The sequence below is a fragment of the Halomonas sp. G15 genome (assembly GCF_021282295.1).
Taxonomy (GTDB): Bacteria; Pseudomonadota; Gammaproteobacteria; order Pseudomonadales; family Halomonadaceae; genus Halomonas; species Halomonas alimentaria.
Map to the genome: position 1 here is coordinate 16,906 of NZ_JAJSPA010000011.1, position 16,850 is coordinate 33,755.

Genomic DNA, 16,850 nt, shown 5'->3' on the forward strand with positions numbered 1-16,850 from the left:
AAGATGGCAAACCGTCTGAGCAACGACTTCCAGTTCATCGACGTGGGTCGCCAGGACCCCGAGAAACGCGACGCCCGCACCCGCTCGCGGGAGTTCGCCGAGATCTACGAGCCCTTCAAGCCCCAGGAGGCGGCCAGCCAGTCGCACCGCTGCCTGCACTGCGGCAACCCCTACTGCGAGTGGAAGTGCCCGGTGCACAACTACATTCCCAACTGGCTGCAGCTGGTCAGCGAGGGCAACATCCTCGAGGCGGTGGAGCTGTGTCACAAGACCAACTCGCTGCCCGAGGTGTGCGGACGGGTGTGTCCCCAGGACCGCCTCTGCGAGGGTGCCTGCACCCTCAATGACGGCTTCGGCGCCGTCACCATCGGCTCGGTGGAGAAGTACATCACCGATACCGCCTTCGCCATGGGCTGGCGCCCGGACATGTCCCAGGTGAGCTGGACCGACAGGCGGGTGGCGGTGGTCGGCGCCGGCCCGGCGGGGCTGGGCTGTGCCGATATCCTGGTGCGCAACGGCGTCAGGCCGGTGGTGTTCGACCGCAACCCCGAGATCGGCGGCCTGCTCACCTTCGGCATCCCCGAGTTCAAGCTCGAGAAGAATGTCATGGAGCGCCGTCGCGCGGTGTTCGAGGAGATGGGGGTGGAGTTCCGCCTCGGTGTCGAGATCGGCCGCGACATCACCTTCGACACCCTGCTCGAGGAGTACGACGCGGTGTTCCTGGGCATGGGCACCTACAAGTACATGGAGGGGGGCTTCCCCGGCGAGAGCCTGCCCGGCGTCTACAAGGCCCTCGACTTCCTGATCGCCAACGTCAACCACTGCCTGGGCTTCGAGAAGGACCCGGGCGAGTACATCTCCTTCGAGGGCCAGCGGGTGGTGGTGCTGGGCGGCGGCGACACCGCCATGGACTGCAACCGTACCTCGATCCGCCAGGGCGCCACCAGCGTCACCTGCGCCTACCGCCGCGACGAGGAGAACATGCCCGGCTCGCGCAAGGAGGTGGCCAACGCCCGCGAGGAGGGCGTGGAGTTCCTCTTCAATCGCCAGCCCGTCGCCGTGGTGGGCGAGGGCAAGGTCGAGGGGGTCAAGGTGGTGCGCACCCGCATGGGCGAGCCCGACGAGAACGGTCGCCGTCGCCCCGAGGTGGTGCCGGGCTCCGAAGAGGTGATTCCCGCCGATGCCGTGGTCATCGCCTTCGGCTTCCAGCCTGACCCGCCCGAGTGGTTCGCGACGGCGGGGGTCGAGGTCGACGAGCGCGACCGGGTCAAGGCCGCGGAGCAGAGCGAGTTCGCCTTCCAGACCAGCCACGAGAAGATCTTCGCCGGCGGCGACATGGTGCGAGGCTCCGACCTGGTTGTCACCGCCATCTACGAGGGGCGCCAGGCAGCCGAAGGCATCCTGGACTACCTGGGGGTGTAAGGCCTCGACGGTCCGAAGCCGCCGGTTTCTGTGGCTTTGGCCCCGCGGCTTTCCCGGGGGCAGGTCTACGAGGGGGCGCTGTGAACCCCTCCCTGGGCGCTACCGACGCCCTGCTTCGCTCTCGCGTCCCGCTACGCTTGCAGGTCCGGTGCTGGCCATCCATGGCCAGCCCGTTCGAAGCAGTGCTTCTCACCCCTGGCGTAGGACCCCCTCTACGACCTGCCCCCGGCGCCGCTTGCTCCATCACCCCTGTTAGCCTGCGGCGGGTCTATCATCCAGCTTGGCCGCTTGGCGCTGAAATTGAGCCATTCGTCGTATTCTGCTAGTCTGTCGTCCCATCCTGGCGCGGCTTCCTGCCGGGCCTACCGATCACGCTTCGACAGGTTCCTCATGACACGATACATCTTCGTGACCGGCGGCGTTGTGTCCTCTCTCGGCAAGGGCATCGCGTCGGCCTCGCTGGCGGCTATTCTCGAGGCGCGCGGCCTCAAGGTCACCATGCTCAAGCTCGACCCGTACATCAACGTGGATCCGGGCACCATGAGCCCCTTCCAGCATGGCGAGGTGTTCGTCACCGAGGATGGCGCCGAGACCGATCTCGACCTCGGCCACTATGAGCGCTTCATCCGCACCAAGATGACCCAGGGCAACAACTTCACCACCGGGCGCGTCTACGAGCACGTGCTGCGCAAGGAGCGCCGCGGCGACTACCTGGGCGGTACCGTGCAGGTGATCCCGCATATCACCGACGAGATCAAGCGTCGGGTGTACGAGGGTGGCGAAGGCTTCGACGTGGCGCTGGTGGAAATCGGCGGCACCGTGGGCGACATCGAATCGCTGCCCTTCCTGGAGTCGATCCGTCAGATCCGCAGCGAGCTGGGGGCGAGCCGGGCGATCTTCATGCACCTGACCCTGGTGCCCTATATCAAGACCGCCGGCGAGACCAAGACCAAGCCGACCCAGCACAGCGTCAAGGAGCTGCGCTCCATCGGCATCCAGCCGGATATCCTGATCTGCCGCAGCGAGGTGGAGCTGGAGGAGAGCGAGCGGCGCAAGATTGCCCTCTTCACCAACGTGGAAGAGCGTGCGGTCATCCCGCTGCAGGACGCCGACACCATCTATCGCATCCCGCTGATGCTCCACGAGCAGGGCCTGGATGAGATCGTCTGCGACAAGCTGCGCCTGACGGCCGACGAAGCCGACCTCGGCGAGTGGGTGCACGTCCTGGATGCCAAGCTCAACCCGCTCAAGTCGATCAACATCGCCATGGTCGGCAAGTACATGGAGCTGCTCGACGCCTACAAGTCCCTCAACGAGGCGCTGATCCACGCAGGCATCCAGACCCGGGTGAAGGTCAACGTCGACTACATCGACTCCGAGGACATCGAGCGCCACGGTACCGAGCGCCTGGCCGGCAAGGACGCCATCCTGGTGCCCGGCGGCTTCGGCGAGCGCGGCGTGGAGGGCAAGATCGCCACCGCACGCTTCGCCCGCGAGAGCGGTATTCCATACCTCGGCATCTGTCTCGGCATGCAGGTGGCGGTGATCGAGTTCGCCCGCAATGTGGCCGGCTGGGCGGATGCCGACTCCACCGAGTTCACCCACGACACCCAGCATCCGGTGGTGGGCCTGATCACCGAGTGGTTGAGCCCCGAGGGCAAGATCGAGCTGCGCGATGCGGCCTCGGATCTCGGCGGCACCATGCGCCTGGGCGGCCAGGTGTGCCAGCTCAAGGCCGGCAGCAAGGCCCGCGAGGCCTATGGCGCCGACGAGATCGTCGAGCGCCATCGCCACCGCTTCGAGGTCAACGAGCAGTTCGTCGGCGAGCTCGAGCAGGCCGGCCTGGTGGTCTCCGGCAAGAGCGTCGACAACTCTCTGGTGGAGGTGGTCGAGCTGCCCGACCACCCCTGGTACGTGGCCTGCCAGTTCCATCCGGAGTTCACCTCCACGCCCCGCGATGGCCATCCGCTGTTCACCGGCTTCGTCAACGCGGCGCTGGAGCACAAGGCGGCGCGCACCCGCGCCCAGTCCTCTCACCAGGAGTGAAGTGGATGAGCATGCCCGAGAGAACCCTCGAGATTGCCGGCCTGAAGGCCGGCAATTCGTTGCCGCTGATGCTGTTCGGCGGCATGAACGTGCTGGAGTCCCGCGAGATGGCCCTGGAAGTGGCCGAGGCCTATGTCGAGGTCACCGGCAGGCTCGGGATGCCCTACGTGTTCAAGGCCAGCTTCGACAAGGCCAACCGCAGCTCCATCCACTCCTTCCGCGGCCCCGGTATGGAAAAGGGGCTCGAGATCCTGGCCGAGGTGAAAGAGCGCTTCGGCGTGCCGATCATCACCGATGTCCATGAGCCCTGGCAGGCTGAACCGGTGGCCGAGGTAGCCGACGTGATCCAGTTGCCGGCCTTCCTGGCGCGCCAGACCGACCTCGTCGTGGCCATGGCGAGGACCGGCGCGGTAATCAATATCAAGAAGCCGCAGTTCCTGGCGCCCCACGAGATGCGTCATATCGTGCGCAAGTGCGAGGAGGCCGGCAACGACCGGGTGATCCTCTGCGAGCGGGGTTCCAGCTTCGGTTACAACAACCTGGTGGTCGACATGCTCGGCTTCGGCGAGATGAAGGCGACCGGCTTGCCGGTTTTCTTCGATGTGACCCACTCGCTGCAGCGTCCCGGCGGGCGCGCCGACAGCGCCGATGGTCGCCGCGCCCAGGTGGCGGAACTGGCCCGGGCGGGTGTTGCCGTGGGGCTGGCGGGGCTGTTCCTGGAGGCCCACCCCGACCCCGACAACGCCAAGTGCGATGGGCCCTGCGCCCTGCCGCTGGATCGACTCGAGCCCTTCCTGGCACAGCTCAAGGCCCTCGATGACCTGGTGAAGGGCTTCGCGCCGCTCGAGATCCAATAACATCCCAACGCTGACACCACAGAGGAAGACTCGCATGACCAAGATCGTCGATATCCGTGCCCTCGAGGTACTCGATTCCCGCGGCAATCCCACCGTCCAGGCCGAAGTGCGCCTGGAGAGCGGTGCCGTGGGCGTGGCCTGTGCCCCCAGCGGTGCCTCCACCGGCTCCCGCGAGGCGCTCGAGCTGCGCGACGGTGACAAGGCTCGCTACCTGGGCAAAGGCGTGCTGAAGGCGGTGGCGGCCGTCAATGGTCCCATCCGCGAGACGCTCGTCGGCATGGATGCCCGTGACCAGCGCGGCCTCGATGATGCCATGCTGGCCCTCGACGACACCGACAACAAGGCCAAGCTTGGCGCCAACGCCATCCTGGCGGTGTCACTGGCCGCCGCCAAGGCCGCGGCCAACGCCAAGGGCGTGCCGCTCTATGCCCATATCGCCGAGCTCTACGGTCAGCCGGGGCAGTACAGCATGCCGGTGCCGATGATGAACATCCTCAACGGCGGCGAGCATGCCGACAACAACGTCGATATCCAGGAGTTCATGGTCCAGCCGGTGGGCGCGCCCAACTTCCGCGAAGGCCTGCGCATGGGCGCCGAGATCTTCCACGCCCTGAAGAAGGTGCTCTCCGCCAAGGGGCTCTCCACCTCGGTGGGCGATGAGGGCGGCTTCGCGCCGAACCTGGCCTCCAACGCCGAGGCGCTGGCGGTGATCCAGCAGGCGGTGGAAGACGCCGGCTACGCGCTGGGCAGCGACGTGACCCTGGCTCTGGACTGCGCCTCCTCGGAGTTCTTCAAGGATGGCCAGTACGACCTCGCCGGCGAGGGCAAGCAGTATGACGCCGCGGGTTTTGCCGACTACCTGGCCGGCCTGTGTGACCAGTACCCCATTGTCTCCATCGAGGACGGCATGGACGAGTCGGACTGGGAGGGCTGGAAGGCGCTGACCGACAAGCTGGGTGACAAGGTACAGCTGGTGGGCGACGATCTCTTCGTGACCAACACCAGGATCCTCAAGCGCGGCATCGACGAGCAGATCGGCAACTCCATCCTGATCAAGTTCAACCAGATCGGTTCGCTCTCCGAGACCCTGGACGCCATTCGCATGGCCCAGGACGCCGGCTTCACCGCGGTGATCTCCCACCGCAGTGGCGAGACCGAGGACACCACCATCGCCGACCTGGCCGTGGGCACCTGTGCCGGGCAGATCAAGACCGGCTCGCTGTGCCGCTCCGATCGCGTGGCCAAGTACAATCGCCTGCTGGTCATCGAGGACGAGCTGGGGGGCGACGTGGCCTACCCGGGCTTGTCGGCCATTAAGGGGCAGTAACCTCGTGTAGGAAATCGCCTACATCTCGTGTAGGTGATGTCAGACATGACGGCGAAGAGGTCGGTACCATATGGTGCCGACCTTATTTTTATCTGTTTGAAATAAAAGAATTATTACCGTATGGGCGGTGCCCGTAAGGTGGCGTCTGTCGACACTGGCGCTGGCTCGCAGGGTGCTTGTTCCTGCGCCAGTCTCTGCCAGAATGCGAAGCGGGACGAGGGGGCATGGAACAGTGCCTCCGGCAGGATGCAACGGGATGCTGAGTGATGCGCCAGGTGCGGCAGGAGGCCGCTTCCGGGCAGGGAGGTCATCACGGGAGTCAGGGTGGAAGGAGCTGCCCATGGAATCGCTTGGAGCGGGCGGCCCCTGGGCCGCCTTTTTTCCTGCAGGGTGTTCTCCTTTCTTCTGCCCAGTGGTAGGGTAGAAGCGACAGCGCCGACCGTCGTGAGACGGTCGGCGCTATCGTTTGTGAGTCCGTGGCGGCTGTGAAGTGGGCTCAGCGTTCCAGCTGCTCGAGCTTGCCCGGCTTGCCATCCCACTCCTCGGCGTCGGGCAGTGGGTCCTTCTTCTCGCTGATATTTGGCCATACCTCGGCCAGTTCGGCGTTTATCTCGATGAACGGCTCCTGGCCGTCAGGCAGCTCATCCTCCGAGAAGATCGCCTCGGCGGGACACTCCGGCTCGCACAGGGCGCAGTCGATGCACTCGTCGGGGTGGATCACCAGGAAGTTGGGCCCCTCGTAGAAGCAGTCCACCGGACACACCTCGACACAGTCGGTGTACTTGCACTTGATGCAGTTCTCGGTGACGACGAATGTCATGCCGCTCTTCCCTCCCTCATGGCCCGGTTCGCTGCCGTGGCGGATCCCGACCGATGTGAATAGTAAAAGGTAATAAAAACCAGCTTCCTTATTCTAAGAAGCCAGGGTATTCGTCCATTCTAGTCGCCGCCGCCAGGCCGCCGCAAGCAAGCGGCTGCAAGATAGTGTCGCCCGGCACGAAGCGAGGAGCGCCGGGAGCTGGCCGAAAGGGAGATCCTACGCCAGGGGTGAGGAGCGCTGCTCCGAACGGGCTGGCCATGGATGGCCAGCACCGGACCTGCAAGCGGAGCGGGACGCGGGAGCGAAGCAGGGCGTCGGTAGCGCCCAAGGATGGGTTCACAGCGCCTCCCTGCAGGCCTGCCCCCGGGTCAGCCCGAGCGATGCTGGCAGCGGCGACATACATTGTCGGATTCAAAGCGTTTCCCGCCAACGATAGAGCAGCTCCAGCGCCTGGCGCGGGGTCAGGTCGTCGAGGCCGAGTCCGCCGAGCTCCTCCACCAGCGGGTGCGGCGTGCTGGCAAAGAGGTCGTTCTGCAGCGGTGCCGCCACTGCATCGCCATCGCTGCGCGCCGGGCGGCTGCCCTGGTCGACCTCCTGCTGTTCCAGCTGGGCGAGCTTCTCCCGGGCTCGGGCGATCACTCCCTGGGGTACGCCGGCGAGCTGCGCCACCTGCAGGCCGTAGCTCTGGCTGGCTGGACCCTCCTCCACCCGGTGCATGAAGACGATGCCGTCCCTGTGTTCCGCCGCGGTGAGGTGAACGTTGGCCACCCCCTCGGCCTGCTCGGGCAGGGCCGTCATCTCGAAGTAGTGGGTGGCGAACAGCGTGAAGGCGCGGGTGCGGGTCAGGTGCTCGGCGCTGGCCCAGGCCAGCGACAGGCCATCGAAGGTGCTGGTGCCGCGGCCGATCTCGTCCATCAGCACCAGGCTTTCGTCGGTGGCGTTGTGCAGGATGCTGGCGGTCTCGGTCATCTCCACCATGAAGGTGGAGCGTCCGCCGGCCAGGTCGTCCGAGGAGCCGATGCGGGTAAAGATACGGTCCACCGGGCCGATCTCCGCTTCGTCTGCCGGCACGAAGCTGCCGGTGTGGGCGAGCAGCACGATCAGCGCGGCCTGGCGCATGTAGGTGGACTTGCCGCCCATGTTGGGGCCGGTGATCACCAGCATGCGGCGGTCGTCGCCCATCATCAGGTCGTTGGGCACGAAGGGAGCGTCGGAGACTCGCTCCACCACCGGGTGGCGACCGCCGCGGATGGCGATGCCCGGGGTATCGGCCAGGTGCGGGCGCACGAACTCCAGGGCGCGGGCGCGCTCGGCGAAGGCGCACAGCACGTCCAGGGCCGCCAGTGCCCGAGCGCTGGCCTGGAGGGCGTCGAGCTCGGCGTTGAGGGTGTCGAGCAGTCCCTCATAGAGCAGCTTCTCCCGGGCGAGTGCCCGGGACTTCGCCGACAGCGCCTTGTCCTCGAACTCCTTGAGCTCGGGGATGATGAAGCGCTCGGCGTTCTTCAGGGTCTGGCGGCGGATATAGTCCGCCGGGGCCTCCTTGGCCTGGGCGCGGGGGATCTCGATATAGTAGCCGTGGACCCGGTTGTAGCCGACCTTGAGGCCGGGCAGGCCGGTGCGTTCCCGCTCCCGGGTCTCCAGCCTCACAAGGTAATCGCCGGCGTGCTCGGCCAGCCCGCGATGCTCGTCGAGCTCGGCATCGTAGCCCTCGGCGAGCACCCCGCCGTCGCGGATCACCACCGGCGGGTTCTCCACCAGGGCGCGGTTCAGGGTGTCGGCGAGCTCGGGGTAGGGGCGGACATGACGCTTCAGCTCGTCCAGGGTGGAGCCCTCGGGGTAGTCGGCGAGCCGGGCCTCGAGGTCGGGCAGGGCGTTGAAGGCGTCGCGCAGCCGGGCCAGGTCCCGTGGACGGGCACTGTAGAGGGCCACCCGGGCCAGGATGCGCTCCACGTCGCCGATCGCCTTGAGCGAGTCGCGCAGAACCTCGAAGCCGTCCGCCTCCAGCAGCAGTGTCACGGCGCTCTGGCGTGCCTGGATGCGCTCGCGGTCACGCAGCGGGCGGTTGAGCCAGCGCTTGAGCAGCCGCGAGCCCATGGCGGTGGCGGTGGTGTCGAGCACGCTGGCCAGGGTGTTGTCGCCGCTGCCACCGAGGTTGACGTCGATCTCCAGATTGCGACGGCTGGCAGCGTCGATGACCACCGCGTCGTCGCGGCTCTCCACGCCGATGGCGGTGACGTGGGGCAGGCGCGAGCGCTGGGTGTCCCGGGCATACTCGACGAGGACCCCGGCGGCGGTGATGGCGGCCTCCAGGTGGGCGCAGCCGAAGCCGCGCAGGTCCTGCACCTGGAACTGGTCGCAGAGCAGGCGGGTGGCGCTCTCCGGGTCGAACAGCCAGTCGCTCTGGCGGCGCAGACCGCGGCGCCCCTCCAGGGCCGGCGGCAGGGAGAGACTCTCGGCCACCAGCAGTTCGGCCGGGTCGAGGCGCTGGAGCTCGGCGAGCATCTCGCCTTCGCCCTCCACCTCCAGTACGCTGAAGCGACCGCTGGAGAGCTCCAGCCAGGCCAGGCCGATGCGCTCGCCGGCGGCATGCACGGCCACCAGCAGGTTGTCGCGGCGGGCATCCAGCAGGGCTTCGTCATACAGGGTGCCGGGGGTGACGATACGCACCACGCGGCGCTCCACCGGCCCCTTGCTGGTGGCGGGGTCGCCGATCTGTTCGCAGATCGCCACCGATTCGCCGGCGGCCACCAGGCGCGCCAGGTACCCCTCTGCGCTATGGTAGGGCACCCCGGCCATGGGGATCGGCTGCCCGGCGGACTGACCGCGCTGGGTCAGGGTGATGTCGAGCAGCGCCGCGGCGCGCCTGGCGTCATCGAAGAACAGCTCGTAGAAGTCGCCCATGCGATAGAAGAGCAGCACCTCCGGGTGCTCGCGCTTGATCTTCAGGTACTGGGCCATCATCGGCGTATGCTGGGCGCTGGCCTGGGACATGGCGATCTCTGGGCTCCTGGTCTCGTTGAGCGGTCGTCGGAGGCGCACGCGAATCGGCTGCGCCTGCATCCCCTCGGCAAAGGCAGTATTCTACGCAGATGGTCCTGCCTCGTCAGGCATGCCTTCGATCCACCGTGCAGGAGTCCTCACCATGCCCCACTCTGCCGCCAGCCTCGCCAACCTCGACCTGTCCACCCTGGCCGAGCGCCTGGGTCGCCTGTGCCGAGACCGAGGGGTGATCATCACCTGCGCCGAATCCTGTACCGGCGGCGGGGTGGCCAGCGCCATCACCTCGGTGGCCGGCAGCTCCGACTACTTCGAGACCGGCTACGTCACCTACTCCAACGCCGCCAAGACCCGCCTGCTGGGCGTGGAGGAGGCGTTGCTCGACGCGCATGGAGCGGTCAGCCCGGAGGTTGTCGAGGCCATGGTGCGTGGTGCCTGCCGCGACAGCGGTGGTGATCTCGGTGTGGCGATCAGCGGCGTGGCCGGACCGGGCGGTGGCAGCGCCGACAAGCCGGTGGGTACCGTGTGGCTGGCGTGGGGTGACGCCGAACACGCCGAGGCTGAGTGCCATCGCTATCCCGGCGATCGCCGGGCGGTGCGCGAGCAGGCGGTGCGCGAGGCGCTGGTCGGGCTGGTGCGACGTCTCGAGGCGCGCTGAGGTCGCCGCTCGCCCGGGAACAATTTTCGCTGGCCGAGCGCGCCATTTTTCTCCATACTACTGGTCAGTCATACAGTATCCAGAGACCCAGATTGAGGAGGCCCGTGATGGCTCAGGAAGACAATCGTTCCAAGGCGCTGGAAGCCGCTCTTTCCCAGATCGATCGCCAGTTCGGCAAGGGCACCGTGATGCGCCTGGGCGACGCCCCGCGCGTGGTGATGCCCTCTGTCTCCACTGGTTCGCTGGGCCTGGATATCGCGCTGGGCATCGGCGGCCTGCCGCTGGGCCGGGTGGTCGAGATCTTCGGCCCCGAGTCCTCGGGCAAGACCACCCTGACCCTGTCGGTGATCGCCCAGGCCCAGAAGCAGGGCAAGACCTGCGCCTTCATCGACGCCGAGCATGCCCTGGACCCGAGCTATGCCGAGAAGCTCGGCGTCAACCTGGATGACCTGCTGGTCTCCCAGCCCGACACCGGCGAGCAGGCCCTGGAGATCTGCGACATGCTGGTGCGCTCCGGCGGCGTCGACGTGATCATCATCGACTCGGTGGCGGCGCTGACCCCGCGGGCCGAGATCGAGGGCGAGATGGGCGACTCCCACGTCGGCCTGCAGGCGCGCCTGATGTCCCAGGCCCTGCGCAAGATCACCGGCAATATCAAGAACGCCAACTGCATGGTGGTGTTCATCAATCAGATCCGCATGAAGATCGGCGTGATGTTCGGTAGCCCCGAGACCACCACCGGTGGCAACGCCCTGAAGTTCTACTCCAGCGTGCGCCTGGATATCCGTCGCACCGGCTCGGTGAAGCAGGGCGACGAGGTGACCGGTAACGAAACCCGCGTCAAGGTGGTCAAGAACAAGGTCGCGCCGCCGTTCCGCCAGGCCGAGTTCCAGATCCTCTACGGCAAGGGGATCTACCATGCCGGCGAGGTGGTCGACCTGGGCGTGCAGTGCAAGCTGATCGACAAGGCGGGCGCCTGGTACAGCTATCAGGGCAACAAGATCGGCCAGGGCAAGGCTAATGCCGCCCAGTTCCTCGAGGACAACCCGGCAGTGATGGAGGAGATCGAGAGCCAGATCCGCGCCCAGCTGCTCGCCCCGGTGGAGCCGAAAAAGGAGGAGGCTGAGGAGGCCGTGCTGCCGGCTGGCGACGAGCAGGACGACGACCTGCTGTAAGCCATGCTGGAGCGAACCGCCAGCGACGCCACGCCCCGTGATGATGCCGTCCGGCTGCTGGCCCGGCGTGAGTACTCTCGCGCCGAGCTGGCCGAGCGCCTGGCGGCGAAGGGGCATGCCGACGACAGCATCGCCGAGTGTCTCGACGACCTCGCCGAGCAGGGACTGCAGTCCGACGCCCGCTTCGCCGAAAGTTTCCTGCGCTCGCGGATCTTCCGCGGCCAGGGGCCGGTGAAGATTCGCCTGGAGCTGGAACGGCGTGGCCTCGGTCGTGAGGAGGTCCAGGCCGCCTTCGCCGCGAGCGAACAGGCCGGCGAGGCCGACTGGCCAGGCCTGGCCTGTGCGGCGCTCGCGCGGCGTTTCACGGGCCCCGGCGACACCCCGCGCGAGCGCGCCCGTCGCGAGCGCTTCCTGGCAAGCCGCGGCTTCGACTTCGACCAGGTGCGCCACGCCCTGGCCCATGCCTGGGACTCCGCATCGGACTAGCCCCCTTCAGTCCCTTGACAACTGCGCTATAATGTCTCCCTTTGCGAACGCCCCGGGTGGCCCCCCGCGGCACTGCGATGCGCCATGTTCACGCGCCTCGTGGCGCCCGTCTCGAGCCAGCGTCGCCCGCCGGGTCCCCCGTTCATCGCCACGGATACCCCATGAAAAGCGCAGACATCAGACAGGCCTTTCTGAGTTACTTCGAGGAGCACGGCCACACCGTCGTGCCCTCCAGCTCCCTGGTTCCCGGCAACGACCCGACCCTGCTTTTCACCAATGCGGGCATGGTGCCCTTCAAGGACGTCTTCCTGGGTCGCGACCCGCGCCCCTATGTGCGTGCCGCCTCGGCCCAGCGCTGCGTGCGCGCCGGAGGCAAGCACAACGACCTCGACAACGTCGGCTATACTGCGCGTCACCACACCTTCTTCGAGATGCTGGGCAACTTCAGCTTCGGCGACTACTTCAAGCGCGATGCCATCCGCTTCGCCTGGGAGTTCCTCACCGGCACCCTGGGGCTGCCGAAGGAGAAGCTGTGGGTCACCGTGCACGTCAGCGACGACGAGGCCGAGCGCATCTGGAAGGAGGAGGTCGGCATCGACCCCGAGCGCTTCTCGAAGCTCGACGAGGACAACTTCTGGCAGATGGGCGACACCGGACCCTGCGGGCCGAGTTCCGAGATCTTCTATGACCACGGTCCCGAGGTGTGGGGTGGCCCGCCCGGGAGCCCCGAGGAGGACGGCGACCGCTACATCGAAATCTGGAACCTGGTGTTCATGCAGTTCGATCGTGACGCCGAGGGCACCATGCATCCGCTGCCCAAACCCTCCATCGATACCGGCATGGGGCTGGAGCGCATCGCCGCGGTGATGCAGGGCGTGCACTCCAACTACGAGATCGACCTGTTCCAGAACCTGCTGGAGTCGGCGGCGCGACATACCGGCCACGCAGATACCCGCGCACCCTCGCTGCGGGTGATCGCCGACCATATCCGCTCCTGCGCCTTCCTGGTCGCCGATGGTGTGCTGCCCTCCAACGAGGGGCGCGGCTACGTGCTGCGCCGGATCATCCGTCGTGCCATCCGCCACGGCCACAAGCTGGGCGCCCAGGGCAACTTTTTCCACAGGCTGGTGGGGGCGCTGGACGCCGAGATGGGCGACGCCTATCCCGAGCTTCGCGAGGCGCGCCACCAGATCGAGCGCGTGCTGCTCAAGGAGGAGGAGCAGTTCGCCCGCACCCTGGAGCACGGCATGGGCCTGCTCGAGGAGGCCCTGTCCGGCCTCGACGGTGAGGTGCTGCCCGGCGAGACGGTGTTCAAGCTCTATGACACCTACGGCTTCCCCTATGACCTGACCGCCGACGTCTGCCGCGAGCGCGGCGTGACCCTGGACGAGGTCGGCTTCGAGCGCGCGCTGGAGGCCCAGCGCGAGCGCGCCCGGGCGGCGAGCCAGTTCGGTGCCGACTACGGCGCCGCCCTGGAGCTCGAGGGCGAGACCGACTTCACCGGTTACGAGCGCCTCGAGGATCGCGCCACCGTCACCGCCCTGGCCGACCGCGAGGGCAACGCCCTGGAACGGCTCGTGCCGGAGCACAAGGCGGTGGTGGTGCTCGATCGGACCCCCTTCTACGGTGAGTCCGGCGGCCAGGTGGGCGACACCGGCTACCTGCATCTCGATGGCGGTGGCCGCTTCCTGGTCGAGGACACCCAGAAGCAGGGCGGCCACCACCTGCACCACGGCGTGCTGCTCGAGGGTGAGCTGGCGCAGGGCGACGCGGTACGGCCCCAGGTGGACGCCGGCCTGCGCGCCGCCACGGTGCGCAACCACTCCGCCACCCACCTGATGCACAAGGCGCTGCGCCTGGTGCTGGGTGACCATGTGGCCCAGAAGGGTTCCCTGGTGACCCCGGAGCGGCTGCGCTTCGACTTCAGCCACTTCGAGCCGATGACCGCCGAGCAGCTCGCCGAGGTGGAGCGCCTGGTCAACGAGCAGGTCCTGGCCAACGCACCGACCCGCATCGAGCAGATGACCCTGGATGAGGCCAAGGCCAAGGGGGCCGCCGCGCTCTTCGAGGCCAAGTACGCCGACAGCGTGCGGGTGCTGACCATCGGTGCCGGCGACTTCTCCATCGAGCTGTGCGGCGGCACCCATGTGGCGCGCAGCGGCGACATCGGCTGCTTCCATATCGTCAGCGAGCAGGGCATCGCCTCCGGCGTGCGCCGCATCGAGGCGATCACCGGCGAGGGCGCGCTGGCCTGGTTCCATGAGCAGGAGGCCAGGCTCAACCGTGTCGGCGAGCGCTTGAAGGCCAAGCCCGAGCAGGTCGAGGAGCGCGTGGAGTCGCTGGTGGAGCGCAACCGCACCCTGGAGAAGGAGCTCGAGCGCCTCAAGGCCAAGCTGGCCAGCGCCGCCGGCAGCGACCTGGTCGCCGAGGCTCGCGAGATCAAGGGGGTCAAGGTGCTGGCCAGGTCGCTGGAGGGCGTCTCCGGCAAGGAGCTGCGCGGCATGCTCGACCAGCTCAAGAACAAGCTGGGTTCAGGCATCATCGTGCTGGGCGTGGGCGACGAGGCGGCCGGCAAGGTCAGCTTGATCGCTGGTGTCACCGATGACCTCACCTCGCGTGTCAAGGCCGGCGAGCTGGTCAATCACGTGGCCGGCCGGGTAGGCGGCAAGGGTGGCGGTCGCGCCGACATGGCCCAGGCCGGTGGCAGCGACGTGGCAGCCCTGCCGGCGGCCCTGGAGGGCGTTGCCGCCTGGGTCGAGGAGCGCCTTTAGCAGGATTCGAGAGGGCCGGTAGCCGCGAGGCGCCGGCCCTGCTTGTAGAGAGACACCTTTCACTCACCCGGGCCTAGCTGCCCGACATACGAGGGGAAATTTCACCGATGGCATTATACGTACAGAAGTTCGGCGGCACCTCGGTGGGCTCCGTGGAGCGCATCAAGGCCGTGGCCGAGAAGGTCAAGGGCTTCCGCGACAATGGCCACCAGGTCGTCGTGGTGGTCTCCGCCATGAGCGGCGAGACCAATCGACTGATCGGCATGGCCAACGAGATCAACGATGAGCCGACCCCGCGCGAGATGGACATGCTGGTCTCCACCGGCGAGCAGGTGACCATCTCGCTGCTGGCCATGGCGCTGCACAAGCTGGGCGTGCCGGCGACCTCCTATACCGGCTCCCAGGTGGGCATCCAGACCGACAGCGCCCACACCAAGGCGCGCATCCAGCGTATCGAGACCGATGAGCTGCAGTCCGACCTGGACGATGGCCAGGTGGTGGTGGTCGCCGGCTTCCAGGGGGTCGACGAGGAGGGAAACATCACCACCCTCGGTCGCGGCGGCTCCGATACCACTGGCGTGGCCCTGGCTGCGGCGCTGAAGGCCGACGAGTGCCAGATCTATACCGACGTCGATGGCGTCTACACCACCGATCCCCGGGTGTGCAGCAAGGCCCAGCGCCTCGAGAGCATCACCGTCGAGGAGATGCTGGAGCTGGCCAGCCTGGGCTCCAAGGTGCTGCAGATTCGCGCCGTCGAATTCGCCGGCAAGTACAATGTGCCGCTGCGCGTGCTGTCCAGCTTCGAGGACGGCCCCGGCACCCTGATCGTTGCAGACTCTGACCAAGACGAGGACACCATGGAAGAACCGCTGATCTCCGGTATCGCCTTCACCGCCAACGAGGCCAAGCTGACCCTGCTCAATACCCCCGACGTGCCGGGCGTGGCCTCGCGCATCCTCGGCCCCATCGCCGACGCCAACATCGAAGTCGACATGATCGTTCAGAACGTGGCGCCGGCCGGCGACTACACCGACTTCACCTTCACCGTGGCCAAGGGTGACTACAAGCAGACCCTCAAGATCCTCAACGAGCAGGTGCTGCCGGACCTGGGCGAGGGTGAGATCAAAGGTGACGACAACATCGCCAAGGTCTCCCTGGTGGGCGTCGGCATGCGCTCCCATGCCGGCGTGGCCTCAAAGATGTTCCGCGTGCTCTCCGAGGAGAACATCAACATCCGCATGGTCTCCACTTCCGAGATCAAGATCTCGGTGGTGATCGACGAGAAGCAGATGGAGCTGGCCGTGCGCGCCCTGCACAAGGCCTTCGGCCTCGACAAGGCCGATATCGAGAGCGAGGAATAAGCCGACCCCGTGGCGGCAGATTACCTTCTACGCTGGTAGAAAGGCCCGCCGCGTCCTGCGGCGGGGCTTCCCTTCAACGGGCGGCCCGTGTTTGATGGGCCGCCGTGTTGGTCACGGAGGACGTTCTGCCACATACTGAGGCGGCGTGGTACTGCCGGCCAACATCCCGTTGCCAGCCAGAGAACAAGCCTGAGAAGGAGATCAGCCATGCTCATCCTGACCCGCCGTGTCGGCGAGACCCTGATGATAGGTGACGACATCACCGTGACGGTGCTGGGCGTGAAAGGCAACCAGGTCCGTATTGGGGTGAATGCGCCGAAGGATGTGGCAGTTCATCGCGAGGAGATCTACCAACGCATTCAGCGCGAGAAGAGTGACGAGGAAGGTTCTGGTCACGAAGAGTAGCGGTCAGGGCTGCAGACAAAAAAGCCGTGGGGGCGCTGGACAAACCCCTTCGGAAACGGTAAGATATGCGCCGTGTCGTTAGGGAGAGGTGGCCGAGTGGCTGAAGGCGCTCCCCTGCTAAGGGAGTAAGGGGTTTATAGCCTCTTCGAGGGTTCGAATCCCTCCCTCTCCGCCACGGCGACACCGTGAAGCATCAGCGCCCGTAGCTCAGCTGGATAGAGTACCTGACTACGAATCAGGTGGTCGGAGGTTCGAATCCTCCCGGGCGCGCCAGCTTCCACGCAAGACAGGTGATGGCGGTCACTGAAAACACCGCACTACGCGCCCGTAGCTCAGCTGGATAGAGTACCTGACTACGAATCAGGTGGTCGGAGGTTCGAATCCTCCCGGGCGCGCCAGATCTTGACCCGTCCTCCATCGCGAGGGCGGGTCTTCTCTTTTTTGGGACGTCCTGTCCCTCCCGGTTTCTGCTAGCCGGGGCGCTTCTCCGGGCGCCCCTGCGATCGTTTGAGGCGCCGTCGATTG

The 16,850-nt window shown here is 66.8% G+C and carries 12 protein-coding genes and 3 tRNA genes; 13 read left to right on the forward strand and 2 right to left on the reverse strand.

Going from position 1 to position 16,850, the window contains the following annotated elements; all coding sequences use genetic code 11:
• The first annotated feature begins 3 nt into the window (after window positions 1–3).
• From LWH48_RS07220 to eno, 4 genes are all read left to right on the forward strand, one after another.
• Window positions 4–1,422: an FAD-dependent oxidoreductase gene (locus LWH48_RS07220; protein ID WP_232912057.1), complete on the forward strand. Its 1,419-nt coding sequence runs from the start codon at window positions 4–6 to the stop codon at window positions 1,420–1,422.
• Window positions 1,423–1,812: 390 nt separating this feature from the next.
• Window positions 1,813–3,468, forward strand: coding sequence for a CTP synthase (locus tag LWH48_RS07225; protein ID WP_232912058.1), 1,656 nt, complete (start codon window positions 1,813–1,815; stop codon window positions 3,466–3,468).
• A gap of 5 nt (window positions 3,469–3,473) precedes the next feature.
• The gene (gene kdsA / locus LWH48_RS07230) at window positions 3,474–4,325 is read left to right on the forward strand and encodes a 3-deoxy-8-phosphooctulonate synthase (protein ID WP_232912059.1); all 852 of its coding nucleotides are present in this window, start codon (window positions 3,474–3,476) and stop codon (window positions 4,323–4,325) included.
• A gap of 34 nt (window positions 4,326–4,359) precedes the next feature.
• Window positions 4,360–5,652 (forward strand): phosphopyruvate hydratase, encoded by a 1,293-nt coding sequence (eno, locus tag LWH48_RS07235; RefSeq protein ID WP_232912060.1) that lies wholly within the window; start codon window positions 4,360–4,362, stop codon window positions 5,650–5,652.
• A gap of 496 nt (window positions 5,653–6,148) precedes the next feature.
• On the opposite strand, the gene fdxA is transcribed toward eno, so the two are convergent.
• Both fdxA and mutS read right to left on the reverse strand, forming a co-directional pair.
• Window positions 6,149–6,472, reverse strand: coding sequence for a ferredoxin FdxA (fdxA, locus tag LWH48_RS07240; RefSeq protein ID WP_023007499.1), 324 nt, complete (start codon window positions 6,470–6,472; stop codon window positions 6,149–6,151).
• A 411-nt stretch (window positions 6,473–6,883) separates the two neighbouring features.
• On the reverse strand, window positions 6,884–9,463 hold the full coding sequence (gene mutS / locus LWH48_RS07245) for a DNA mismatch repair protein MutS (RefSeq protein ID WP_232912061.1): 2,580 nt from the start codon (window positions 9,461–9,463) through the stop codon (window positions 6,884–6,886).
• Between the two features lie 151 nt (window positions 9,464–9,614).
• On the opposite strand from mutS, the gene LWH48_RS07250 reads away from it, so the two are divergent.
• From LWH48_RS07250 to LWH48_RS07290, 9 genes are all read left to right on the forward strand, one after another.
• Window positions 9,615–10,127, forward strand: a complete 513-nt coding sequence (locus LWH48_RS07250) for a CinA family protein (protein WP_232912062.1) — start codon at window positions 9,615–9,617, stop codon at window positions 10,125–10,127.
• A 107-nt stretch (window positions 10,128–10,234) separates the two neighbouring features.
• Window positions 10,235–11,302 (forward strand): recombinase RecA, encoded by a 1,068-nt coding sequence (gene recA / locus LWH48_RS07255; RefSeq protein WP_161430106.1) that lies wholly within the window; start codon window positions 10,235–10,237, stop codon window positions 11,300–11,302.
• A gap of 3 nt (window positions 11,303–11,305) precedes the next feature.
• The gene (locus tag LWH48_RS07260) at window positions 11,306–11,788 is read left to right on the forward strand and encodes a regulatory protein RecX (RefSeq protein ID WP_232912063.1); all 483 of its coding nucleotides are present in this window, start codon (window positions 11,306–11,308) and stop codon (window positions 11,786–11,788) included.
• A gap of 161 nt (window positions 11,789–11,949) precedes the next feature.
• Window positions 11,950–14,559, forward strand: coding sequence for an alanine--tRNA ligase (gene alaS, locus LWH48_RS07265; protein WP_232912064.1), 2,610 nt, complete (start codon window positions 11,950–11,952; stop codon window positions 14,557–14,559).
• A 107-nt stretch (window positions 14,560–14,666) separates the two neighbouring features.
• A complete protein-coding gene (locus LWH48_RS07270; RefSeq protein WP_232912065.1) occupies window positions 14,667–15,920 on the forward strand; it encodes an aspartate kinase in 1,254 nt (417 codons plus the stop codon).
• 207 nt (window positions 15,921–16,127) lie between these two features.
• Window positions 16,128–16,325, forward strand: coding sequence for a carbon storage regulator CsrA (gene csrA / locus LWH48_RS07275; protein WP_161430110.1), 198 nt, complete (start codon window positions 16,128–16,130; stop codon window positions 16,323–16,325).
• An 82-nt stretch (window positions 16,326–16,407) separates the two neighbouring features.
• Window positions 16,408–16,500 (forward strand) — tRNA-Ser (locus tag LWH48_RS07280).
• A 21-nt stretch (window positions 16,501–16,521) separates the two neighbouring features.
• Window positions 16,522–16,598 (forward strand) — tRNA-Arg (locus LWH48_RS07285).
• Between the two features lie 48 nt (window positions 16,599–16,646).
• Window positions 16,647–16,723, forward strand: a tRNA-Arg gene (locus LWH48_RS07290).
• Window positions 16,724–16,850: the final 127 nt, after the last annotated feature.

Bases quoted from the DNA above. Each gene is read 5' to 3' on its own strand.
- LWH48_RS07220 (WP_232912057.1), top strand. From the start codon at position 4: ATGGCAAACCGTCTGAGCAACGACTTCCAGTTCATCGACGTGGGTCGC.
- LWH48_RS07225 (WP_232912058.1), top strand. From the start codon at position 1,813: ATGACACGATACATCTTCGTGACCGGCGGCGTTGTGTCCTCTCTCGGC.
- kdsA (WP_232912059.1), top strand. From the start codon at position 3,474: ATGAGCATGCCCGAGAGAACCCTCGAGATTGCCGGCCTGAAGGCCGGC.
- eno (WP_232912060.1), top strand. From the start codon at position 4,360: ATGACCAAGATCGTCGATATCCGTGCCCTCGAGGTACTCGATTCCCGC.
- fdxA (WP_023007499.1), bottom strand. From the start codon at position 6,472: ATGACATTCGTCGTCACCGAGAACTGCATCAAGTGCAAGTACACCGAC.
- mutS (WP_232912061.1), bottom strand. From the start codon at position 9,463: ATGTCCCAGGCCAGCGCCCAGCATACGCCGATGATGGCCCAGTACCTG.
- LWH48_RS07250 (WP_232912062.1), top strand. From the start codon at position 9,615: ATGCCCCACTCTGCCGCCAGCCTCGCCAACCTCGACCTGTCCACCCTG.
- recA (WP_161430106.1), top strand. From the start codon at position 10,235: ATGGCTCAGGAAGACAATCGTTCCAAGGCGCTGGAAGCCGCTCTTTCC.
- LWH48_RS07260 (WP_232912063.1), top strand. From the start codon at position 11,306: ATGCTGGAGCGAACCGCCAGCGACGCCACGCCCCGTGATGATGCCGTC.
- alaS (WP_232912064.1), top strand. From the start codon at position 11,950: ATGAAAAGCGCAGACATCAGACAGGCCTTTCTGAGTTACTTCGAGGAG.
- LWH48_RS07270 (WP_232912065.1), top strand. From the start codon at position 14,667: ATGGCATTATACGTACAGAAGTTCGGCGGCACCTCGGTGGGCTCCGTG.
- csrA (WP_161430110.1), top strand. From the start codon at position 16,128: ATGCTCATCCTGACCCGCCGTGTCGGCGAGACCCTGATGATAGGTGAC.